This is a genomic window from Delftia sp. SD018 (assembly GCF_017355445.1).
GTDB classification, from domain to species: Bacteria; Pseudomonadota; Gammaproteobacteria; order Burkholderiales; family Burkholderiaceae_C; genus Comamonas; species Comamonas acidovorans.
On sequence record NZ_JADDRN010000003.1, the window covers coordinates 138,678 to 161,117 of the forward strand.

The 22,440-nt window shown below is 67.6% G+C and carries 20 protein-coding genes; 7 read left to right on the forward strand and 13 right to left on the reverse strand.

Features of this window, described 5'->3' with window-relative positions; genetic code table 11:
- Positions 1-33: 33 nt before the first annotated feature.
- From rfbD to INR38_RS05575, 8 genes are all read right to left on the reverse strand, one after another.
- Complete coding sequence (gene rfbD / locus INR38_RS05540; protein WP_207444370.1) at positions 34-936, reverse strand: dTDP-4-dehydrorhamnose reductase; 903 nt, start codon at positions 934-936, stop codon at positions 34-36.
- On the reverse strand, positions 933-2,003 hold the full coding sequence (gene rfbB, locus INR38_RS05545) for a dTDP-glucose 4,6-dehydratase (RefSeq protein ID WP_012203205.1): 1,071 nt from the start codon (positions 2,001-2,003) through the stop codon (positions 933-935). Before rfbB ends, rfbD begins: the two co-directional genes overlap by 4 nt.
- A gap of 164 nt (positions 2,004-2,167) precedes the next feature.
- On the reverse strand, positions 2,168-3,391 hold the full coding sequence (fabB, locus tag INR38_RS05550; protein WP_088166011.1) for a beta-ketoacyl-ACP synthase I: 1,224 nt from the start codon (positions 3,389-3,391) through the stop codon (positions 2,168-2,170).
- Entirely contained in the window at positions 3,388-3,912 is a 525-nt protein-coding gene (gene fabA / locus INR38_RS05555; RefSeq protein WP_012203203.1) for a bifunctional 3-hydroxydecanoyl-ACP dehydratase/trans-2-decenoyl-ACP isomerase, read from the reverse strand. The genes fabB and fabA overlap by 4 nt, the downstream gene beginning before the upstream one ends.
- Before the next feature lie 178 nt (positions 3,913-4,090).
- A complete protein-coding gene (gene lnt / locus INR38_RS05560) occupies positions 4,091-5,743 on the reverse strand; it encodes an apolipoprotein N-acyltransferase (RefSeq protein WP_207444369.1) in 1,653 nt (550 codons plus the stop codon).
- 73 nt (positions 5,744-5,816) lie between these two features.
- The gene (locus INR38_RS05565; protein WP_013804259.1) at positions 5,817-6,698 is read right to left on the reverse strand and encodes a transporter associated domain-containing protein; all 882 of its coding nucleotides are present in this window, start codon (positions 6,696-6,698) and stop codon (positions 5,817-5,819) included.
- Positions 6,699-6,803: 105 nt separating this feature from the next.
- Positions 6,804-7,529, reverse strand: a complete 726-nt coding sequence (locus INR38_RS05570) for a GNAT family N-acetyltransferase (RefSeq protein ID WP_013804260.1) — start codon at positions 7,527-7,529, stop codon at positions 6,804-6,806.
- Positions 7,530-7,666: 137 nt separating this feature from the next.
- Positions 7,667-8,149, reverse strand: a complete 483-nt coding sequence (locus INR38_RS05575; protein ID WP_012203199.1) for an Lrp/AsnC family transcriptional regulator — start codon at positions 8,147-8,149, stop codon at positions 7,667-7,669.
- A 375-nt stretch (positions 8,150-8,524) separates the two neighbouring features.
- Here INR38_RS05575 and INR38_RS05580 point away from each other — a divergent pair, with 375 nt between their 5' ends.
- Positions 8,525-9,607, forward strand: coding sequence for a tripartite tricarboxylate transporter substrate binding protein (locus tag INR38_RS05580; protein ID WP_242698966.1), 1,083 nt, complete (start codon positions 8,525-8,527; stop codon positions 9,605-9,607).
- 64 nt (positions 9,608-9,671) lie between these two features.
- Positions 9,672-10,568, forward strand: a complete 897-nt coding sequence (gene phhA / locus INR38_RS05585) for a phenylalanine 4-monooxygenase (RefSeq protein WP_063327318.1) — start codon at positions 9,672-9,674, stop codon at positions 10,566-10,568.
- On the opposite strand, the gene INR38_RS05590 is transcribed toward phhA, so the two are convergent.
- Positions 10,517-11,500, reverse strand: coding sequence for an alpha/beta fold hydrolase (locus tag INR38_RS05590; protein WP_207444476.1), 984 nt, complete (start codon positions 11,498-11,500; stop codon positions 10,517-10,519). The genes phhA and INR38_RS05590 overlap by 52 nt on opposite strands.
- Before the next feature lie 170 nt (positions 11,501-11,670).
- On the opposite strand from INR38_RS05590, the gene INR38_RS05595 reads away from it, so the two are divergent.
- Both INR38_RS05595 and INR38_RS05600 read left to right on the forward strand, forming a co-directional pair.
- Positions 11,671-13,371 carry an AMP-binding protein gene (locus INR38_RS05595; protein WP_207444475.1) on the forward strand — a complete coding sequence of 567 codons (1,701 nt, stop codon included), beginning with the start codon at positions 11,671-11,673 and terminating at the stop codon, positions 13,369-13,371.
- A gap of 86 nt (positions 13,372-13,457) precedes the next feature.
- Positions 13,458-14,429 (forward strand): MBL fold metallo-hydrolase, encoded by a 972-nt coding sequence (locus INR38_RS05600; RefSeq protein WP_207444474.1) that lies wholly within the window; start codon positions 13,458-13,460, stop codon positions 14,427-14,429.
- A gap of 149 nt (positions 14,430-14,578) precedes the next feature.
- Here the strand turns inward: INR38_RS05600 and INR38_RS05605 are convergent, their stop codons facing one another.
- Positions 14,579-15,142, reverse strand: coding sequence for a DUF4124 domain-containing protein (locus tag INR38_RS05605; protein ID WP_012203193.1), 564 nt, complete (start codon positions 15,140-15,142; stop codon positions 14,579-14,581).
- Positions 15,143-15,250: 108 nt separating this feature from the next.
- Positions 15,251-17,230, reverse strand: coding sequence for a lytic transglycosylase domain-containing protein (locus tag INR38_RS05610; RefSeq protein ID WP_207444473.1), 1,980 nt, complete (start codon positions 17,228-17,230; stop codon positions 15,251-15,253).
- Positions 17,231-17,245: 15 nt separating this feature from the next.
- Between INR38_RS05610 and INR38_RS05615 the strand changes: the two genes are divergently transcribed.
- On the forward strand, positions 17,246-17,818 hold the full coding sequence (locus INR38_RS05615; RefSeq protein ID WP_012203191.1) for a 5-formyltetrahydrofolate cyclo-ligase: 573 nt from the start codon (positions 17,246-17,248) through the stop codon (positions 17,816-17,818).
- A 141-nt stretch (positions 17,819-17,959) separates the two neighbouring features.
- Here INR38_RS05615 and queC read toward each other — a convergent pair whose 3' ends face one another.
- Entirely contained in the window at positions 17,960-18,709 is a 750-nt protein-coding gene (queC, locus tag INR38_RS05620; RefSeq protein ID WP_170962089.1) for a 7-cyano-7-deazaguanine synthase QueC, read from the reverse strand.
- Between the two features lie 97 nt (positions 18,710-18,806).
- On the opposite strand from queC, the gene INR38_RS05625 reads away from it, so the two are divergent.
- Positions 18,807-19,496: a glutathione S-transferase family protein gene (locus INR38_RS05625; protein ID WP_097203783.1), complete on the forward strand. Its 690-nt coding sequence runs from the start codon at positions 18,807-18,809 to the stop codon at positions 19,494-19,496.
- A gap of 32 nt (positions 19,497-19,528) precedes the next feature.
- On the opposite strand, the gene INR38_RS05630 is transcribed toward INR38_RS05625, so the two are convergent.
- On the reverse strand, positions 19,529-21,070 hold the full coding sequence (locus tag INR38_RS05630) for a M20/M25/M40 family metallo-hydrolase (RefSeq protein WP_207444472.1): 1,542 nt from the start codon (positions 21,068-21,070) through the stop codon (positions 19,529-19,531).
- Positions 21,071-21,164: 94 nt separating this feature from the next.
- Between INR38_RS05630 and INR38_RS05635 the strand changes: the two genes are divergently transcribed.
- Positions 21,165-22,421 (forward strand): multifunctional CCA addition/repair protein, encoded by a 1,257-nt coding sequence (locus INR38_RS05635; RefSeq protein ID WP_207444471.1) that lies wholly within the window; start codon positions 21,165-21,167, stop codon positions 22,419-22,421.
- Positions 22,422-22,440 lie beyond the last annotated feature (19 nt).

The window sequence follows — 22,440 nt, forward strand, 5'->3', positions numbered from 1 at the left end:
TCCTGGGGTTCTTGCTGAAGCGCGCAGCCACGCTCAGATGATTTCCTGCAGCATGCGGTCCACGCCTGCCTGCCAGTGCGGCAGGCGCAGGCCGAAGGTCTGCTGCAACCGGTCGGTGTTCAGCCGGGAATTGTGCGGACGCTGCGCCGGGGTGGGAAAGGCGCTGGTGGGCACGGCAGCTATGCGCTGCACCTTCCAGGGCCGGTCGGGCGCGAGTTCGCGGGCGCGGGCGATCACGTGGCTGGCATAGGCGTGCCAGGTGGTCTCGCCACCGGCCACCAGGTGGTACAGGCCCTGGTCGCCGGGTTGGCGCTGCAGCTGGCGAATGGCATGGGCCGTGACGTCGGCGATGAGGTCCGCACCCGTCGGTGCGCCCCATTGGTCGTCGATCACGCTCAGCGCCTCACGCTCCTGGGCCAGGCGCAGCATGGTCTTGGCGAAGTTGCCGCCGCGCGCCGCATAGACCCAGCTGGTGCGAAAGATCAGGTGGCGGCAGCCCGAAGCCTGGATCAGTTGCTCGCCTTCGAGCTTGCTGCTGCCATAGACGGACAGCGGCGCCGTGGCCTCGGTCTCCGTGCGCGCGGCGCTGCCGCTGCCGTCGAAGACGTAGTCCGTGCTGTAGTGCACCAGCAGCGCACCGGTCTGCACCGCCTCGCGGGCCAGCACCTGGGGTGCCAGCGCGTTGAGCAGCCGCGCCTGGTCAGGCTCGCTTTCGGCCGTGTCCACGGCCGTGTGGGCTGCGGCATTGACGATGACATCGGGACGCAGAGCGCGCACGGTGCGTGCAAGCTCATCGAGGTGCGAGAGATCGCCGCACAGGCCCTGGCCACCGGCGTCGCCCTGGCGGTCCAGCGCAATCAGTTCGCCCAGTGGCGCCAGGCTGCGCTGCAGCTCCCAGCCCACCTGGCCATTGCGGCCCAGCAGCAGCAGCTTCATGCGCCGGCTCCGTCGGTGTACTGGCGGCTGACCCATTCGCGGTAGGCGCCGGACTGCACATCGGCCACCCATTCGGGGTTGTCCAGGTACCACTGCACGGTCTTGCGGATGCCGGTCTCGAAGGTCTCGGCAGGCTTCCAGCCCAGTTCGCGCTCGAGCTTGCGCGCGTCGATGGCATAGCGCCGGTCATGGCCGGGCCGGTCCTTCACATAGGTGATCTGTGCGCTGTAGCTGGTGCCATCGGCCTTGGGGCGCAGCTCGTCGAGCAGCGCGCAGACCGTGTTCACGATCTCGACGTTGGGCTTCTCGTTCCAGCCGCCCACGTTGTAGGTGTCGCCCAGCCTGCCCGCCTCCAGCACGCGGCGGATGGCGCTGCAGTGGTCGCGCACATAGAGCCAGTCGCGTACCTGCATGCCGTCGCCATAGATGGGCAGCGGCTTGCCGGCCAGGGCGTTGACGATCATCAGCGGGATCAGCTTCTCGGGGAAGTGCAGCGGGCCGTAGTTGTTGCTGCAGTTGGTGGTCAGCACGGGCAGGCCGTAGGTGTGGTGCCAGGCGCGCACCAGGTGGTCGCTGGCGGCCTTGCTGGCCGAGTACGGGCTGTTGGGCTCGTAGAGGTGGTCTTCGGTGAAGGCCGGTGCCGCAGGCGCCAGGCTGCCGTAGACCTCGTCAGTGGAGACATGCAGGAAGCGGAAGGCCGCCTTGGCCTCGGCATCCAGCGCGCTCCAGTAGCCGCGCACGGCTTCGAGCAGGCGGAAGGTGCCGACCACGTTGGTCTGGATGAAGTCCTCGGGGCCATGGATGGAGCGGTCCACATGGCTCTCGGCCGCGAAGTTGACCACGGCGCGCGGCCTGTGCTCGGCCAGCAGTCGGGCCAGGGTCTGGCCGTCGCCAATGTCGGCCTGCACGAAGACATGGCGCGCATCGCCTTGCAGGCTCTCCAGGCTTTTGAGGTTGCCGGCGTAGGTGAGCTTGTCCACGTTGAGCACCGGCTCATCGCCGGCAGCCAGCCAGTCCAGCACGAAATTGGCGCCGATGAAGCCAGCGCCGCCTGTGACAAGAATCATGGTTCAACCTTGCAAAATTTCATTGTTCTTGGGGCGGGGATCCGGCAGCAGCATGGGGTGCAGCCTCCCGCCCGGCCTGGGCATTGTCGGCGCTCGCCAGTAAAAAAGCCCGCAGGAGGCGGGCTTTTTCCTTCAGGACACGCCTTTTACACACCAGGGCGTGTTCACTGGCCCTGCCAGCGGCGCAGCACCAGCGAGGCGTTCGTGCCACCGAAGCCGAAGCTGTTGGACAGCACGGTGTTCAACTGGGCATCGCGCGTGCGGGTGACCAGGGGCATGTCGCCCAGTGCCGGATCGGGCGTGTCCACATTGACCGAGCCTGCGATGAAGCCCTTGTTCATCATGATCATGCAGTAGATGGCTTCCTGCACGCCGGTCGCGCCCAGTGAGTGGCCGGTCAGCGACTTGGTGGAGGAGAACGGCGGCACCTGGTCGCCGAACAGCGCGCGCATGGCGCGCACTTCCTGCATGTCGCCCACAGGCGTGGAGGTGCCGTGGGTGTTGATGTAGTCCACGCCGCCTTCGATGCCTTCAAGGGCCTGCTGCATGCAGGCGATGGCGCCGTCGCCCGAGGGCGCGACCATGTCCTCGCCATCGCTGGTGGCGCCAAAGCCCACGACTTCGGCCAGGATGTTCGCACCCCGGGCCTGGGCGTGCTCCAGGCTTTCCAGCACCACGGCACCGCCGCCGCCTGCGATCACGAAACCGTCGCGGTTGGCGTCATAGGCGCGCGAAGCCTTTTCGGGCTGATCGTTGTGCTTGCTGGACATGGCACCCATGCCGTCGAACAGCAGGGCCATGCCCCAGGACAGCTCTTCGCCACCACCGGCAAACATCACGTCCTGCATGCCCCAGGCAATCTGCTGTGCCGCAGCACCGATGCAGTGCGCCGAGGTGGAGCAGGCCGAGGTGATGGAGTAGTTGATGCCCTTGACCTTGAAATTGGTCGCCAGGCAGGCCGACACCGTGGAGCTCATGCAGCGCGTGACCTGGTAGGGACCGACGCGGCGAATGCCCTTCTCGCGCAATGTGTCGGCCGCCTCGATCTGGTTGGCCGGCGAGCCGCCGCCCGAGCCCATGATCAGGCCCGTGCGCGGATGGCTGACCTGCTCGGGCGTGAGGCCGGCCTGGGCGATGGCATCTTCCAGCGCGATCTGCGCATAGGCAGCGGCATCGCCCATGAAGCGCAGCTGCTTGCGATCGATCCGTGCCTCGACGTCGATCTCCGGCACACCGGCCACCTGGCTGCGCATGCCCAGTTCGGTGAACTTCGGCATGGCCTTGATGCCCGTGCGGCCCTCGCGCAGCGAGGTCTCCACGGTATCGAGGTCGTTGCCGATGCACGAGACAATGCCCGCGCCGGTGATGACTACGCGACGTTTGGTCATGCTGCCGTTCCCTGGCCTTCACCCTCGCGCAGGAACAGACCCACGCGCAGGTCATTGGCCACGTAGATTTCCTTGCCATCGGCCAGAAGGCGTGCATCGCCGATGGCCATGTTGAGCTTGCGCTTGATCACGCGCTTGATGTTGATTTCGTAGGTCACCAGCTTGACGTCAGGACCCACTTCGCCCGTGAACTTGACCTCGCCGGCACCCAGGGCGCGGCCACGGCCGGGAAGGCGCAGCCAGGTCAGGTAAAAGCCGATCAACTGCCACATGGCGTCCAGGCCCAGGCAGCCGGGCATGACGGGATCGCCCCGGAAATGGCAATCGAAGAACCAGAGATCAGGCTTGATGTCGAGTTCGGCGACGATCTTGCCCAGGCCGTGGGCGCCACCATCGGTGTCGATGTGCGTGATGCGGTCGAACATCAACATGGGAGGCAGGGGAAGACGTCCGCTGTCTGCGGAAAACAGCTTGCCTTCGCCCGAAGCGATCAGTTGCTCATACGAAAAAGAATCGGCCATTGTCTAACTTGCTCCACGGCGGCACTGACGCCACCTCTATCTCTGAATGGGTGCGGCCCGCAGCGGACCATGCAGCCGCGCATTATCGGGGTTGAACGTTGCCAGACTGCAACAAAACCCCGAGGCCGCATCAAAACTCTGCCACAAAAGCCACGCCGACCCAGGTCGCGGGCCTTGGCTACAGCCCCTGGACCGGCCGCTTGCGGCGCCTGATCCACGCCACCGCCAGCACCGCCAAGGCAGCCAGGCACAGCGGCACCAGACCTGCCGCGTGCACCCAGCGCGCGAATGGCGTCAAGGCCTCGCGCCCCTGCACGCTGGCCTGCAGCACGGCGCGCTCGTAAGGCACCAGCGCCTGCGTGACCACACCCCGGTGGTCGATGGCAACCGTGGCGCCGGTGTTGGTGGCGCGCAGCATGGGGCGCTCGAATTCCAGCGCGCGCATGCGGCTGATGGCCAGATGCTGGTCGATGGCCACGCTGTCGCCAAACCATCCGATGTTGCTGAAATTCACCAGCACCGTCGGCGCCGTCGCCGCGTTGCCAAAATGCGCACCCAGCTCCTCGCCAAACAAATCCTCGTAGCAGATGTTGGGCGACAGACGCTCGCCGGCCCAGGCCATGGAGGGCTGGCCCAGCGCGCCGCGGTTGAAGTCGCCCAGCGGTATGTTCATCATCTGCGTGAACCAGCGGAACAGCGGCGGGATGAACTCCCCGAAGGGCACCAGATGGTGCTTGTCGTATTGGTAGTCCTGGATCTGGCCGGGCTGCCAGCCCACGACCGAGTTCGTGTAGCCGGTCTCTTCCGACCCCAGGGGAATGCCCAGCAGCGCAGCCTGCCGGCCGTCCTTCTTCAGATACGGTTCGCGCAGCAGGTCCAGGTATTCGTCGGGCAGTTGCTGGGGCAGCAGGGGAACGGCCGTCTCAGGGGCCACGACCAGTTGCGCGGTGGCCGCGCGCAACTCGCGCCCGTACCAGCCCAGCGCCAGCGGAATGCCGCTGCCGGCCTCGAATTTCTCATCCTGCGGGATATTGCCCTGCAGCAAGGCCACGCTCAGCGCCGGCCGTTCGGCCGACGGTGCATTGATGGCGGCATCGCGAAGCCACCACAGCCCGCCCCAGGCCAGGACCAGCGCCGCTGCAGTGGCCACCAGGCGGACGGGCCGGAGACCCTGTCTGTCCAGCAAGGCAGCCAGCCCATGCGCCAGCCCATATGCCAGCCAGGCCGCCACGGCGCCCGTGCCATAGACGCCAATCCAGCGCGGCAGCACGGACAAGGGGCCTTCCACATGGGCATAACCGCCCGCACCCCAGGGAAAGCCGGTCCACAGCCAGCCACGCGCCAGCTCGGCCAGCAGCCAGACGGCGGAAAACAGCAGCGCGCCACCCGCAGCACCAGCAGGGCGCAGCCTTTGCCAACCCCAGGCGGCCACCGCGTAGTAGCTGCCCAGAAACGCCGCAAGCGCCAGCACGGCGGCAACGGCCAGCGGCGCAGGCAGGCCGCCATAGACATGCATGGAGATGAACAGCCACCAGAAGGTGGCCACCAGCCAGGCCGTGGCGAAGAGCATGGCACGCCCTGCCGCCTGGGCCGGACGCTGCGCCGTCTGCAGGGCGCGCGCCAGCACGGCCAGCGACAGAATCTGCAGCCACCACAGCGGGCGGCCATAGCCGCCGATGTGGCTCAGCGGCCCGTCACCTTGCCCGCGCGCCCAGGGCCAGGCCAGTGACAGGGCCTGTGCCGCACCCGCGACAAGCAGCAGCATGCCCTGGGCGAACCGGCCCATGCGCCGGCCGTCTTGCGAGAAAGCGGAAGAACTGGACAGGGGCATCGGCCGGTTGTGCGCAAAAAGAGGTAGGTCTCGGGTGAGAGAGGTCCAGCCAAGGGCAGGTTCAGGCGCAGCCTCAGCTGCGCAGCAGGCTGTCGGCGGCGGGATCGCGCACCACCTTGAACCAGCGCACGGCGCCGCCCTTGGTGTGCAGCACGGTGAATTCCAGGCCCGCCAGATGGATCTGCTCGCCGCGCTTGGGCACATGGCCCATTTCGTGGGCGATCAGGCCGCCGATGGTGTCGAACTCATCGTCGGGATCGCGGGCATGCAGGGCGACCTCGAAGGTCTCGTTGACATGCTCGATGGTGGTGTCGCCCGCCACGCGGTAGCTGTTGTCGGCCAGGGCGAAGATGTCGCCCTCGTCCTCGGGGATGTCGAACTCGTCCTCGATCTCGCCGACGATTTCCTCCAGCACGTCCTCGATGGTCACAAGGCCCGCCACACGGCCGAACTCGTCGATGACCACGGCGAGGTGGTTGCGGTTGCCCCGGAATTCGCGCAGCAGATCGTTCAGGCCCTTGCTCTCCGGCACGAAGGCGGCGGGGCGCAGCAGGGCGCGGATGTTCAGGTCCGGCGAACGCTGCAGCTTGAGCAGGTCCTTGGCCAGCAGGATGCCGATGATGTTCTCGCGCTCGCCCTGGTAGACCGGGAAGCGCGAATGGGCCGTGGTGATGACCTGGTGCAGCAATTCATCGAACGGCGCGTCGATGTTGACCAGGTCCATGCGAGGGGCTGCAACCATGACGTCGCCGGCCGTCATGTCGGCCATGCGGATCACGCGTTCGAGCATGACGCGCGACTCGGGGCCGATGACCTGATTGTCCTCGGCGTCGGCCAGGGTCTCGATCAGCTCGTCGGGAGAGTCGGGGGCCGGGTGAATGAACTCGGCCACCTTTTGCAGGAAGCTTCGCTTGCTTTCCTTCTCGGAAGAGCGCGCAGGATGGGGGTCGGACACTGTCTTGGAGTGCAGGACGTGCGGTAGTGAAACAAGCTGCAAGGATAGCGGATTGCTCCGTCACCCCTGCATGCGCTGCGCCAATTCCCTTGCGGCGTTTTGCGCTTATTCGCCGGCCTGGTGGCGGCCATCCTGCACGCCACGGCGGATTTCCTGCACGTCGGCCAGGAAATCCCAGAACTGCTTGGCCTGCTTCTTGAACTGGTAGTCCACCTCGCCGATGTGCTCGGTCATCAGAGACGCCATGTGCGTGTCGATGCCGGCGGGCGGCAGTTGCAGGTAGGCCTCGGATTCGGAACCATCGCGCTTGATGGTGGCGCCGGCCTTGCGCGCAATCCTGAGCATGGCCGTGTTCTCCGACAGCGCGTGGATGAACATCATGGACACGCCCTTGGTGCGTGCATGGATCACGGCGCGGTTGAACAGGCGCCCGCCATAGCCACGGCCACGTGCCTGCTTGAGCACGGAGACGCCGAATTCGGCGCAGCTCTTGTGCTCGGGATGCGAGGCAAAGGCTAGGTGCGCCATGGCGATCAGCTCGAGCCGGCGGTTGTAGATGCCGAAGATGTCATCGCGCTCGAAGTCGAGCTGCATGGCATAGCGGCGGACCTGCTCGTCGCTGGCGGCATAGCCGAAGCGCAGGTAGCGGTCGCCTTCATCGAGCTTGAGCAAATGCGCCACCACGCGCTCGCGGTGGGACGGGCCCAGCGAGCGAATGGGCACCATGGACGCGGAGCGCCCATCGGGACGGTGCGGCTGGCCTGCGCTCGCACGCAACATGTCCCGGCCGGCCTGCCAGGACGCCTTCAACCAGTCTTTGGATGCATTCATGGCTCAAATATAGGTAAAAACCCGATGTCGAGCAACGGAGATATTGCAATGCAACAAAACCGTAAGGTTTTGGCATGCAAACCAATTTACCCTCCCTGCACCTATCGACGGCCAGGCCCCTGTCCGAGCCTTCGGGGCTACAGAGGCACCGCCGTGGTCACCTTCACCCGGTCCATCACGAAGCTGGTCTTGCAGTCCTGCACGCTGGGGTGCTTGAGCAAGGTGTCCATGACGAAGCGCGTGTAGTGCTGCATATCGGCCACGACCACGCGCATCAGGTAGTCCATTTCGCCGGTCAGTGACACGCATTCCACCACCTCGGGCCAAGTCTGCACGCTGGCGCGGAACACGTCCATGGGGTTGCGCTTGCTGGTCTCGGTGTACTTTTCCAGGCGCACGTTGAGATAGGCGGTCAGCCCCAGGCCCACCGTCTCGGGCTGGACCAGGGCCACGTAGCGATCGATCACACCGCCGTCTTCCAGGCGCTTGACCCGGCGCAGCACGGCGCTGGGAGACAGGCCGACCTGCTCCCCGATGACGTCATAGGTTTCCCGGCCGTTGGCCTGCAGGCGGCGCAAAATGGCCCGATCCAGTTTGTCGATGTTGTGCGTGGCGCTCATGGCGGTGGACTCGTAAATAAGTACGGATTTCTTCAGGGTTAACCCGAATTAACCAGTTAAATTGCGATAAGCGAAAGAATTCCGCAATTTTCATGCATTTCGCATTTTCCCTACACGGGCAAACGGCAAAAAGCTGAAGCCCCTCCCGCCTACAGTGACAGCACCGATCGAGAAGACGCAGGCGCCGGCCATGGCGCCCGTCCGACTGTCCTGCACTGAACTGGCCGGAGATCCCCATGAATGCCCCGCTGAACCAGGCTGCCGCCCAGGCCTGCGCGCAAACAGTCAAGCGCCAACGGGACATGCATCGTCCACGCCTTCCGGCCTGCCCACGCTGCCTATACTGCGGGGATCGCCTCCATTTCGCTTCACGCCATGACGCCCCGCCACGACGCCAACCGCGCCATGTCACGCCATGCCCGAGCGCCTGCGCCAGCCCGCCCGCAGCCGTCGGCCCGGTTGGCGCGGCGCAGCCTGCTGGCAGCGCTGGCCGCCCTGCCCTGGCTGCCTGCGGCGGCGCAGGCCCAGCAGCCCTCCGCCGCCCAGCCGCGCGATGCGAAGTCCGACTCCCTGACCCTGATCGTTCCCTATGCGGCCGGCGGCCCGCTGGACCGCACGGCACGGCCGCTGGTCGAGGCCAGCACCGCGAAGCTGGGAGCCATCCAAATCCTCTATGTGCCGGGCGACGGCGGCGCCAAGGGCTCCAACATGGTGGCCCAGGCCACCGCCCAGGACCGCTTGCTGCTGATGGGCGCGGCCGCCACCCATGCCGTGCTGCCCTGGCTGCAGCCCCAGCTGGGCTACGACCCGCTGCGCGACTTCCAGCCGCTGGTGCTGGTGGCGCGCATGCCCAATGTGCTGGTCATGCGCAGCGATCTGGCACGCCAGTGGCGCATACGCACGCCGCTGGACCTGCAGCGCTTTCTTGCCAAGCACCGCCAGCCGCTGCGCTATGCCTCGGGCGGGCCGGGCAGCAGCGGCCACCTGTCGGGCGAGATGTACCAGATGCTCACGCGGCTGCCGCTGCTGCACCTGCCCTTCGGCGGCACGCAGCCGGCACTGTCGGCCCTGCTCGACGGATCGGCCGACCTGCTGTTCGACAGCCTGGCGTCTTCGCTGCCGCACATCCGCGCAGGGCGGCTGCAGGCCCTGGCCGTGACCACGCTGGAGCGCGCGCCCCTGCTGCCCGAGGTGCCCAGCCTCAACGACACGGTGCAGGGCTTCAACATGGCCAACTGGTTCGGCCTGTTTGCGCCGGCCAGCTGGCCCGCGGAACAGGCGCAGCGCCATGCCGCCGCGTTCTCGCAGGCCATGCGCAGCCGCCCGGTGCAGGACACCCTGTCCGCCATGGGCGCGCTGCCCGAAGAACTGCAACTGCAGGAGTTCGCGCGCTTTGTGCGCTCCGAGCACAGCAAATACGGCCTGCTGGTACAGGCCGCCCGAATCCGCCAGCTCTGAGCCGCGCAGGTGCCTTGCCTGCCCCCGGCCCGGGGCGGCAATGACAAGATCCTTGGAGAGCACCATGATGAGCACCGCAGCGACCCCCACCTCGTCCCACGCCCCCGCCCACGCCCCCGGTGTGGCACCCGTGGTCTACGGCCAGGCCGACCGCCCCCCGCGCGGCGACTACAGCCGCGCCAGCGACGACTACACCTGCGCGCAGGACTACGACGCCTACACCGAGGCCGACCACGACACCTACCGGCGCCTGTACGAGCGCCAGTCCGCCCTGCTGCCGGGCCTGGCAAGCCAGCACTTCATCGACGCCCTGCCCTCGCTGGGCGCCAAGGACCGCATTCCGCGCTTCGAGGAAGTCAACGAGCGCCTGCGCCGCGCCACGGGCTGGGAAATCGTCGGCGTGCCCGGGCTGATTCCCGAGGTGCCCTTCTTCTCGCTGCTGGCCAACCGCAAATTCCCGGTCACGGACTGGATCCGCAAGCCCGAGGAGTTCGAGTACATCGTCGAGCCCGATGTCTTCCACGACCTCTTCGGCCATGTGCCGCTGCTGTTCAACCCCGTCATCGCCGACTACATCCAGGCCTACGGCCAGGGCGGGCTCAAGGCGGCCGAACTGGGCGCCTGCGAGATGCTGTCGCGCCTATACTGGTACACCATCGAATTCGGCCTGATCCGCGAGCAGGGCGGCCTGCGCGCCTATGGCGCGGGCATTCTCAGTTCATCGGGCGAACTCAACTACTCGGTGCGCAGCCCCGAGCCGCAGCGCCTGCCGCTGTCGCTGGAGCGCGCCATGCGCACGCTCTACAAGATCGACAGCTACCAGCACACCTACTTCGTGATCGACGACCTGCAGCAGCTGTTCGACCTCACGGCCGCCGATTTCGAGCCGCTGTACCGCCAGCTGCGCGATCAGCCCACCGTCGCGGCAGATGCGCTGCTGCCGGGCGAGGTCGCTCTGTAGGAATCTGCAGCCTGAAGCCGCTCGCGCAGCGCCAGGCAAAAGCGCCAGACGCGCTCGTCGAACACCAGCTGCACGTGGGCCACATCGTCCAGGCGGTGCGCATCCTGCCCCGGCAGCGTGGCCACGGGCGATGGAAAGACGATGTTGTCGCAGCAGCTCCACCAGCAGCTGAAGGGCACGTCCGAGGGCGGCGGCCCCAGGCGCTGCAACCAGGCGCTGTCCGTGCGCATCTGCAGCGCCGGCAGGCCATGGGCGAAGCGCGCCATCCAGGTGCCACGGTGCGGCGTGGCCAGCGTCACCACGTGGGCCGCCAGTTGCGGGCGCTCCTGCGCCGACAGTTGCCCCAGCCAGGCCCGCACCACCAGTCCACCCATGCTGTGCGCCACGATCAGCGGAGCGCGCCCCGTGGCCTGGGCCATGCGGCGCGCGCAGGCGTCAAGGTCGGCCACCATGGCATCGATGGATGCGCCATGCGCCGGCTCCAGCGTCATGGCAGCGCAGGCAATGCCGCCTTTCTTGAGTCGCCGCAGCCAGGGCGCCCAGACCGCGCGGTTGCAGAAGAACCCGTGGACCAGCACCACGCCCACTTGGCCCATCGCACCCACTTGGCCGGTGGTGCCGCCCTCAGGCCAGCCATCGGCCTGGGCACGGGCGCGAAACGGCAGCCGCCAGCCAAACACCTGCACGGCCAACCGCCACTCGGCCAGCCAGGCCGCCGCCACCGTGCGCCATGACGGCACGGGCGCACCCGCCTTGCGCACCACGCGGCGCATCAGCAGCATCTGCAGGCCCAGGTGCAGGCCCGGCCAGCACAGGCCCAGCAGCGCCCCCGCCAGCGCCAGCCCGGGTGAACGCGGCCACCACCATGCCAGCCAGGCCGCGGCGCCCGCCAGCGTGCCCAGCGCCACCATTTGCAGAATGCGTGCGTTCACGGCAGCCCGTCCCCAATGAAAAAAGAAGCCAACGTAGCACAGGCCCTAGGACAACCCCGTGTAGACCGCAAAGCACCCGCCTGACCAGAATCGGCCGCAGCGGTGGCCGGCCGACCGGCGCCTGCAACTTCGCTGTCCCCCTGTCTTCCCAGCAACCCAAGGTACCCTGCATGGACGCTGCGCCCTGGCTCAAGAACTATCCCGCCGATGTGCCCCACGAGGTGCATCCCGAGCAATACCGCTCGCTCACACACCTGCTGGAGGAGGCCTTCACCCAGCATGCGGACCTGCCCTTTTCGGTCTGCATGGACCGCTGGATGAGCTACCGCGAGCTGGACCAGCTGTCCACCCGCCTGGGCGCCTGGCTGCAGGGGCTGGGCCTGGAGCCCGATGCGCGCGTGGCCATCATGCTGCCCAATGTGCCGCAGTTCGCCGTCAGCATGGCGGCCGTGCTGCGCGCCGGCTACACCTGCGTCAACGTCAATCCGCTGTACACCCCGCGCGAGCTGGAGCACCAGCTCAAGGACTCGGGCGCCACGGCCATCATCATCCTGGAGAACTTCGCCCACACCCTGGCCGACGTGATCGAGCGCAGCGCCATACGCCATATCTGCGTCACGGCCATGGGCGATCTGCTGGGCGGCATGTACGGCAGCTGGATCACCTTCGCCGTGCGCCACCTGGCCAAGATGGTGCCGGCCTACAGCCTGCCGCTGGACGGCGCGGGCGGCACAGTGCGCGAGGTCACGACCTTTTCCCAGGCACTGGCGCGCGGCGCCCAGAAAGAGCTGCGGCCCAGCCAGGCGGGGCTGGATTCGGTGGCCTTTCTCCAGTACACGGGCGGCACCACGGGCCTGTCCAAGGGCGCCGTGCTCACCCACCGCTGCATCGTGGCCGCCACGCTGCAGGCCCATGCCTGGTTCACGCCGGCGCTGCATGGCCGCGTGAAGGCCCAGGACACGCACATCATCGCCGCGCTGCCGCTGTATCACATCTTCGCGCTCACGGTGAGCCTGTTTGCCATGCGCATGGGCGCCAGCCTGAGCCTGATCCCCAATCCGCGCAACATCCCCAAGTTCGTCAAGGTGCTGCAAAAACGGCCCTTCCACATCCTGCCGGCCGTCAACACCCTGTTCAACGCCCTGCTCAACAACGCCCAGTTCCGCGAGCTGGACTTCTCGCAACTGCGCGTGTCGCAGGCCGGGGGCATGGCCGCCAGCGAGGGCACGGCGCGCCAGTGGCAGCAGGTCACGGGCAGCGTGATGATCGAAGGCTGGGGCATGAGCGAGACCTGCGCCATCGGCACCAACAACCCCGTCATCACCACCTCCTTCAGCGGCACCATCGGCCTGCCGCTGCCGGGCATCTCCATCGCCATCAAGGACGACGAAGGCCGCGACCTGCCCATGGGAGAGGCCGGCGAGCTGTGCATCAAGGGGCCCAACGTCATGCGCGGCTACTACAACCAGCCCGACGAAACCGCCAAGGCCTTCACGGCCGACGGCTACATGCGCACCGGCGACATCGGCGTGATGGACCAGGAGGGCTTCACCCGCATCATCGACCGCAAGAAGGACATGATGGTGGTCAGCGGCTTCAACGTCTATCCGAACGAGCTGGAGAACGTGATCTCCATGTGCCCCGGCGTGCTCGAATGCGCAGCCGTGGGCGTGGCCGACGAGCGCCAGGGCGAGGCCATCAAGGTCTACGTGGTGCGCAGCGACCCGGCACTGACCGAGGACCAGGTGATGCGCTTTTGCCATGACCAGCTCACCGGCTACAAGCGCCCGCGCACGGTGGAGTTCCGCGACGAACTGCCCAAGACCAACGTAGGCAAGATCCTCAGGCGCGCCCTGCGCGATCCCGCCTGAAACCCGCACGGCCGCAGCTGTAGCCCACGCGTCAGCCGTGGCTGCCTGCGGCTGTTAGCCTCGGGCAAAAGCCGCCCCGCCTCCTCATGACAACTTCCGCCCCAACCAGCGACAGCGCCGCGCTGCCCCCCGGCATGACCGTGCTGGAGCGCGGCTGGCTGTCGGCCAACAACATCGTCTTCGCCGCCGATGCCGATGTCCCTGTAGACGACCCGCAGGACGACGGCGCTGCCGTGGTCGATACCGGCTACGTCAGCCATGCCGGGCAGACCGTGCTGCTGGTCGAGCAGACGCTGGCCGGCCAACCGCTGGCACGCATCCTCAACACCCATCTGCACAGCGATCACTGCGGCGGCAATGCAGCCTTGCAGGCGCACTGGCCGCAGGCCCGGACCTACGCCGCACCGGGCCAGGCCGCCTTCGTGCGCGACTGGAACCCCGCTGCACTGAGCTACACGCCCACCGGCCAGGAATGCCCGCAATTTGCGCTGACCGGCGTGCTGCAGCCCGGCACCAGCGTGCGGCTGTCGGGGCGCGACTGGCAGATCCATGCCGCGCCCGGGCACGATCCGCACTCCATCATCCTGTTCGAGCCCGCCAGCCGCACCCTGATCTCGGCCGACGCGCTCTGGGAAAACGGCTTCGGCGTGGTCTTCCCCGAGATCGAGGGCCTGAGCGCCTTCGACGAGGTGGCCGCCACGCTCGACGTGATCGAAGGCCTGGCACCGCTGACCATCGTCCCCGGCCACGGCGGCGTTTTCACGAGCGTGGCCGCCGCGCTGGACACGGCACGCCGCCGCCTGGACGGCTTTGTGCGCGCCCCCGAGCGCCACGCGCTCTACGCGGCCAAGGTGCTGCTCAAGTACCGGCTGCTGGACTGGCAGCGCATACGCACCACCGATCTGCTGGCCTGGCTGGCCGCCACGCCCTACTTCGGCACACTGCACGCAGGCTATTTCTCTGACCAGCCCCCTGACGATTGGGGCCGTGCGCTGGTGGACATGCTCGTGCACTCCGGCGCGGCGCAGCGTGAGGGCGAGTGGCTGGTGAATGCCTGAAGGCCTGAATGCCTGAAGGCCTGAACGCGGGCATACCTGCAAATGCGTCCGGACAGCACCATCACGGCCCATTTCCCGAAGGGCAAGGCCAGCGGCCCTGACTCAGCACATGGGCACGCTGGCGTCTGTATGGGTTGCCGGCGCCAGGCTCAGGGCTTGTGCTTTTCCGCGCAGCCGATCAGGTGGTTGTAGCTGCTGGACATGCACTGGTACATGGCCTTGGAGCGGCCCGTGGCGGCCTGGCAGTCGGCCACCGTGGCATGGGTGCGCGCCTCGCGAAACTTGCCGGCGGTTGCATCGAACTGCGCCTGGGTGATGTAGCCGCCCTTGACGTTCTTCTGCCCGTTCTCGACCATGGTGTCCACCTGGCTGCGGATGTTGTCCACGGCGGCGGCGCAGTTCAGCGGCACCTCCTTGGAATCGACCTTGCTCAGGCCCTTGGCCACGCCGTCCGCCATCTCGCGCACCTGCTTGGGCAACTTCTTCGTGCCGTCGGGATTGCGCTCTTCGCCAAACCGGCCCGAGCCTGCGCCCGAGCTGCCATTGGGCGATACCTTGATCTGGCCGGCATCGGCCTGGTCGGTGGGCAGCTGCGATCCGTAATGCGTGCGCCCCTCCGCGTCCACCCACTTGTAGACCGGCTGCGCTGCCGCCGTGCACGCCCATGCAAGACCCAGCGCGGCCCAGGCCGCGCGGCTCCATGTTGTTGTCATTGTTGAAACCCCTGCGGTATCCGGGGCCGCGGCATGCGGCCCGCCTATCGGTAACCAAGTGTAGCGACACCAGGCGACGCTGCACCCCGCAGGAATGTCAAGTGCGGCTCAGGGCAGGTCCTTGCTGGGGTCGGGCGTGGCTGCATCGCGGGGGCCGATGGTACCCAGGCGGCTCTTGAGCGACTGGGGCTGGCCGGTGATGAGCGCCGCGTAGTTGGTGGTGTTGGACAGCACCTTCTTCACGTAGTCGCGCGTCTCGGTGAAGGGCACGTTCTCGGCCCAGATGGCGGCGTCGAGCACCGGGCCGTTGCGCCAGTTGCGCGGGCGGCCGGGACCTGCGTTGTAGCCGGCTGCAGCCAGCGCCATGGAACCGTCGAAATCGTCCAGCGCCAGCTTCAGATAGGCGGTACCGATGGTGATGTTCACCTCGCGGTCATTGATCATGGACGGGGAAAAGTCCGTCATGCCGATCTTGCGCGCCGTCCAGCGGGCCGTGGCCGGCATGACCTGCATCAGGCCCGAGGCGCCCACGCCCGAGCGGGCATCCATGATGAAGCGGCTTTCCTGGCGGATCAGGCCGTAGACGTAGGCCGGGTCCAGGCCGATGGAGCGCGAGCGCGCCAGCACCGTGTCGTGGAAGGGCATGGGAAAGCGCTGGCCCCAGTCGGCAAAGCTGCGGGTGCGCTCGCTGGTGTTGATGCAGCGGTCCCAGACCTGCTGCTGGCAGGCCAGGTCGGCGGCGGCCAGCAGTTCGCGGTCGCTCATGCCGCCGGCCTGGTGCAGGTTGGTGGCGTAGTTCCATTCGCGCACGCCTTCGCTGCGCAGGCCGTTCTGGATGGCGTAGAGGCCGCGCACCAGGCTGGGGTTGGCGCGGGCGGCGGCCTTCTCCTGTGCCGTGGGCGGCGCAGGCGGAGGTGGCGCCGTCACGCGCTGGCCGATATCCTCCAGCGCCAGTTGCTCGTAGAAGCTGCCGGGGCCGGCCATGTCCTCCAGCAGCTGGCGCGCCTCGGAGCGTTCCTGCTCACTCGGTCGGCCGGACAGCAGGGCGCGCGCCTTCCAGTAGGTCCATGTGTGTTCGGTGCGCTCAGGCCCCATGGCGTCGATGGCGCGGCGCACCGTGCGCCAGTCGCCGGCGCGCAGCGCGGCGCGCACCTTCCAGCCCAGCAGTTCATCGCTGAGGTCGCCGTCCTTGCGCACCTTGCCGAAATAGGTCGCCGCCTCGGGCTGCAGCTTGAGTGCGGCCTGCTTGCCGATCACGCCCCAGGCCCAGTTGTTCTCCTCGGCCGTCAGCCGGGCACCCCAGCCGCCTTCCAGCTGCGTGGCCGCCGCCGCCGGGTCGCTGGAGGCCATGCGGATCAACGCCAGCAGCGCCAGTTCCTTGGGCACGGCACCACGCACGCGCGTCTGCCCGGCCAGGTACTTGGCGGGCGAAGCAAAGACCTGCGCCACCTGGGGCAAGGCCTCGGGAGCGACGATGGCCACGGCATCGCGCGTGGCCTTCTGGCGATTGGCCTCGGCCGCCTGGCGCGCCTTGCGCCAGACTTCGGGTTCGCTGATCTGCTTGGCCGCGTACAGCTCGCCGGCGGCGTAGGTGCAGCCGTCGTCGGCGTCGCGCTGGGCCCACCACAGGTCGCGCACCTGCTGGCCCAGGTTGGCAGCAGGCTGGCCCTTGATGCTGTCGATCAGCAGGGCGTAGCAGCTCACGGAGCGGTCATCGCGCATGCGAAACGCACCATGCACCTGGTCGAACATGCCCCAGTCGCGGCGCTGCCCCAGCAGCAGCAGCCAGTCGTTGCGCAGCCGGTCTTCCTGGTAGGTGCCGGGCCAGCGCTTGAAAAACCCCAGAATCTCATCGGCACTGGCTTCATCCAGCCGGGCCTTGAGTTCCCAGTACGCGGCCCAAGGTTCGAGCACATGGCCACGCGCAGAAGGCAGCAGCTGCGTGAGCTTGGCCTTGTCGCCTTTGCGGAAGGCCTGCTGCATTTCCAGCAAGACATCGTCGCCACGGTTTTGCGCCAGCGCAGGCGTGGCTGCGGTGGTCCAGAGGGAAGCCGCCAAAAGCGGTGTCAAAATCTTCAGCCAGTGCATGGAGGAAATTATCTGATGGACAAAGCAGCCCTGCGCCGCAGCTTGATAGACCAGCGCCTCAATCTTCCCGACCGACTGCAGCGCGCCGACGCGCTGCAACAGGTCATGCGCTTTTGGCTGATACAGCGGCCCGACACCGTGATCGGCGCCTATTGGCCGATCAAGGGAGAGTTCGATCCGCTGCCCGCGCTTCACCGCTGGAAGGAAGATGGCGAGCTACAGGGTACCCCACAAAGGCGCCGAATCGGACTGCCGGTGATTGACAAGCAGCGTAAGACACTCAGCTTCCACGCCTGGTACCCGGGCTGTCCCATGGAAGAGGATGCCTACGGCATTCCCAAGCCCAAGGACACCGAAACCCTGACCCCCACCCTGCTGTTCGTGCCCTGCGTGGGCTACGCGGCCGGCGGCTACCGCCTGGGCTATGGCGGGGGTTTCTACGACCGCACCCTGGCCGAACTGCAGCCCAAGCCCTTCACCGTGGGCCTGGGCTACGGCTGCGGCTATGTGGACGAGTTCGAGCCCGAGCCGCATGACCTGCCGCTGGACGCCATCCTGAATGACCATGGGGTCGTCTGGCCGGTGTAGAACAGGCACCCCCTGAGGCGCTGCGCGCCTTCCCCCTCTCTGCCCGCTTCGCGGGGGAGGGGGACGACACCCTCACTGCGGGGCGGCCCTTGCTCGGTGTCCCTCGCTTTTGGCCGCGCCGGTTTTTAGCGCTGTGCTTCTTTAGTTTGCTGTCTCGCGCTGCGCCTGCCATTGATGCCAGCCGCGGGCTCGCAGGTCGCAGGCGGGGCAGGTGCCGCAGCCGTAGCCCCAGTCGTGCAGCGTCTCGCGCGTGCCCTGGTAGCAGGTGTGGGTGTCGCGCTGGATGAGGTCCACCAGGGTGTCGCCACCCAGGTCGTGGGCCATTTGCCAGGTTTGGGCCTTGTCTATCCACATCAGGGGCGTTTCGATGCGCAGGCGCCGCTCCAGGCCCAGGTTCAGGGCGAGCTGCATGGCCTTCATGGTGTCGTCTCGGCAGTCGGGGTAGCCGGAGTAGTCGGTCTCGCAGACGCCGGTGACGATCACCGACAGGCCGCGCCGGTAGGCCAGCGCGCCGGCCAGGGTCAGGAACAGCAGGTTGCGGCCGGGCACGAAGGTGTTGGGCAGGCCGTCGGCCTGCATGGCGAAGGCCACGTCCTCGGTCAGGGAGGAGCCGCCGATCTGTTGCAGCACGTCCAGCGAGAGGACATGGTCATCGCCCAGGCGCGGAGCCCATTGGGGAAAGTCCCTGGCCAGCCGCTCGCGCACCTGCTGGCGCACCTGCATTTCCACGCTGTGGCGCTGGCCGTAGTCAAAACCCAGGGTCTCGACGCGCTCGTAGAGCGACAGCGCCTGCGCCAGGCAGGTGGTCGAATCCTGGCCGCCGGAAAACAGGACCAGCGCAGCCGTGTGGCGCGCCGCTGGCGCCTGGGGAGAAGAGCTATCGTTTTGCATGGAACGCATTAGAGCGCGCCCAGGCAGCGCCCGGCTCCTACATGGGTTTTCCTGCCATGCTTGCTAAGCTGTAGGGCCTATCGCGGAGGTTGCGGCCATGCTCACGCTCTATATCGGCAACAAGAATTATTCGTCCTGGTCCATGCGCCCCTGGGTGCTGATGCGCCAGGCCGGCATTGCTTTCGAAGAGGTCATGCTGCGCTTTGACAGCTTCGACGAGCAGTCCGCCTTCAAGCAGCGCGCCCGCGCGCTCTCGCCCTCGGGCCGCGTGCCCGTGCTCATGGATGAAGGCATGGCCATCTGGGACAGCCTGGCCATCTGCGAGTACCTGGCCGAGAAATTCCCTGAAAAGCACCTGTGGCCCACGCTGGCGCTGAACCGCGCCCGCGCGCGCAGCCTCTGCGCCGAGATGCACAGCGGCTTCGGCGCCCTGCGCTCGCTGTGCCCGATGAACATCGAGGCCCAGCTGCCCGAGGTCGGCGCACGGCTATGGGCAGAGAACGCCGCACTGCGCGACGATGTGCAGCACCTGTCCGAGCTGTGGCAACCGCTGCTGTCCACGGCCAGCGGCCCCATGCTGTACGACCAGTTCAGCATTGTCGATGCCTTCTTCGCCCCCGTGTGCATGCGCCTGGCGACCTATGAGCTGCCCGTGGCACCGGCCATCGACGCCTATGTGCGCCGCGTGCGCGCCCTGCCGGGCGTGCAGGACTGGGTGCAGGGCGCACTGGCCGAGCATGATTTCCGGCCGTTCGAGGAGCCGTACCGCACGGCTGCGGCGGGCTGAGTGCCGCCTGTCTGCTGCCAGTCTGCCGCCTGTCAGAACGGCTCGGCCAGCAGATGCACCAGGCTGTGCACGCCATCGAAGTAGTTGCCCAGGCGCATGTTCTCGTCAAAGCTGTGCTGGTTGTTGTCGGCATTGACCAGGGGCACGATGACGAAGGGAATCTTCAGCGCCTGCACGGCGGCGCCCGTGGGCACGGTGCCGCCCATCATGCGGATCTGCACCGGGTCGCTGTCCCAGGCCTTGTTCATGCCCTTGCGCAGCCACTGGCCGACAGGGGCATCCAGCGGTGTGCGAACGGCAGAGCCGGAGGCTGATACACCGCCCAGCTTGAGGGTGGCGAGCCTGGGGTGGCTGGCACGCTGCTCGGCCGTGGGCGGGCCATCGACCAGATGGAAGCCCTGCGCCTCGATATGGGTGCGCAACAGCTTCTCCAGCCGCTCGGGAGGCGTCTCGGGTACGGTGCGCATGTCGATCTCGGCCACGGCCACGGAGGGCACGACGGTACGCGCCTTGCTGCCCACCTCGGCGCTTTGCAGGCCGCGCACGTTCAGCGAGGGGTATTGCATGGACTCCTGGTAGTTGCGTCCCACGGTCTCGGCCTTCGCAATCCCCAGGCGCTTGCGCAGGGCGGCCTCGTCGTCGGGCACGGCCTGCATCACCTCGCGTGCCTGCGCATCGAACTCGATGCCGTCGTAGTAGCCCTGGATCAGGACCTTGCCGTCATCGCCCTTCATGCTGGCCAGCAGGCGCGCCAGGGTCTGGGCCGGATTGGCCGCGTAGTTGCCGTAGTGGCCGCTGTGCAGTTCCTGGCTGGCTCCATAGACAGTGAGCGTGGCCTGGGCAATGCCCCGGTTGCCGAACACCAGGGTGGGCCGGTTGCTGGCGTGCATGGGACCGTCGAGCACCACCATGGCATCGGACTTCAGCGCGCCCAGGTTCTCGCCGATCACGCGGCCGAGCGTGGGAGAGCCCTTTTCCTCTTCGGAATCCAGCAGCACCTTGATGTCCACGCCCGGCTGCTTGCCCTGGGCCTTGAGCGCATCCAGCGCCGCCAGCAGCATGACGATGGGCGCCTTGACGTCCGAGGACGAGCGCGCAAACACGCGCCACTGCGGATCGGGCTGCTCGCCGTACAGCTGTTCCAGCGGCAGCGCGGCCCAGCGGCCGTCCGGCTGGCGCTGCTTGAGCGTAGCCTGCCAGGGGCTGGCCTGCTGCCACTCCTCGGGCTTGACGGCCTGCCCGTCAAGGTGGGCGTAGAACAGCACGGTCTTGCGCCCGGGCCCAGCCGACGGCAGCGTGGCCATGAGCATGGGCTTGTCGCCATTGGCCAGTTGCCTTACCTCGAAGCCCCGCCGCTCGAAGGCCTTGGCAAACCAGGTCACGTTCTTCTGGATGTCAACGGGCACATTGGCGTCGTTGGGCAGGGCCAGCACCTCGACCCATTCATGCAGGCTGGCACGGGCCGCCTGCCGGGTGGTGTCGGCCAGCGGTGCGGCGCTGGCTGCGGACAGCAGGCCGGCAGCCGCCAGGCCCAGGATCAGGGCGGGAACACGCGGTCGAAAGGACCAAGCCATGGTTTTGTCTCCAAATGGAAAATGGGCATGCGGCGCCCCTCGGCGCCCGGTGCAGCCCGCCATCATGTCACCGCCCAGGCCGTACCATTGCGGGATGAGCGAATTTCAGGTGTACATGGTGGGCGGCGCGGTGCGCGACCGCCTTCTGGGGCGGGCCGTGCATGACCGCGACTGGGTCGTGGTCGGCGCCACGCCCGAGCAGATGGCCGAGCGCGGCTTCATGCCCGTGGGACGGGACTTCCCCGTCTTCCTGCACCCCGAAACCCACGAGGAGTACGCCCTGGCGCGCACCGAGCGCAAGAGCGGGCCGGGCTACCGCGGCTTCGTCGTGCAGGCGGCGCCCGACGTCACGCTGGAGCAGGACCTGGCCCGGCGCGACCTGACCATCAACGCCATGGCTGCCCCGCCGGACTGGGATGGCAAAGGCGCCATCGACGATCCCTACGGCGGCCAGGCCGATCTGCAGGCACGGGTACTGCGCCATGTGACCGATGCCTTTCGCGAAGACCCGGTGCGCATCCTGCGCGTGGCGCGCTTTGCGGCTCGGTTCCACGAATTCACGGTGGCACCGGAAACCATGGCCCTGATGCAAGAGATGGTGGCCGCCGGCGAGGTGGATGCCCTGGTGCCCGAACGCATCTGGCAGGAGATCAGCCGGGGCCTGATGGAGCGCCAGCCCTCGCGCATGTTCGAGCTGCTGCGCGAATGCGGTGCGCTGGCCGTGCTGCTGCCCGAGCTGGAGCGCCTGTGGGGCGTGCCCCAGCGTGCCGAATACCACCCCGAGGTCGATACCGGCGTGCACGCCATGATGGTGCTGGACATGGCCGCGCAGCTGGACACCCCGCTGCCCGTGCGCTATGCCTGCCTGGTGCACGACCTGGGCAAGGGCACGACACCGGCCGATGTGCTGCCGCGCCACATAGGACACGAGCACCGCAGCGCCCGCCTGGCTGAAAAGGTGGGCGAGCGGCTGCGCGTGCCCACCGACTGCCGCGAACTGGGCGACGTGGTGGCGCGCGAGCACGGCAACATCCACCGCAGCGGCGAGCTCAACGGCGCCGCCATCGTGCGCCTGCTGGAGCGCTGCGACGCCATCCGCAAGCCCGCGCGCTTCGAACAGGCCCTTGCGGCCTGTGAAAGCGACGCGCGGGGACGCCTGGGTTTCGAGGACCGGCCCTACCCCCAGCGCGCCCGCCTGCGCGATGCGCTGGCTGCCGCGCTGTCCATCTCCACCTCGGACATCGCGGCCCAGGCCGCCGCGCGCGGCAAACAGGGCAAGGCCATAGGCGAGGCCGTGCAAGCAGCCCGCGCGCAGGCCGTGGCCGATTGGCTGGCCCAGGCGGCCGCCTGAGCGCAAAGGCCGCCACACA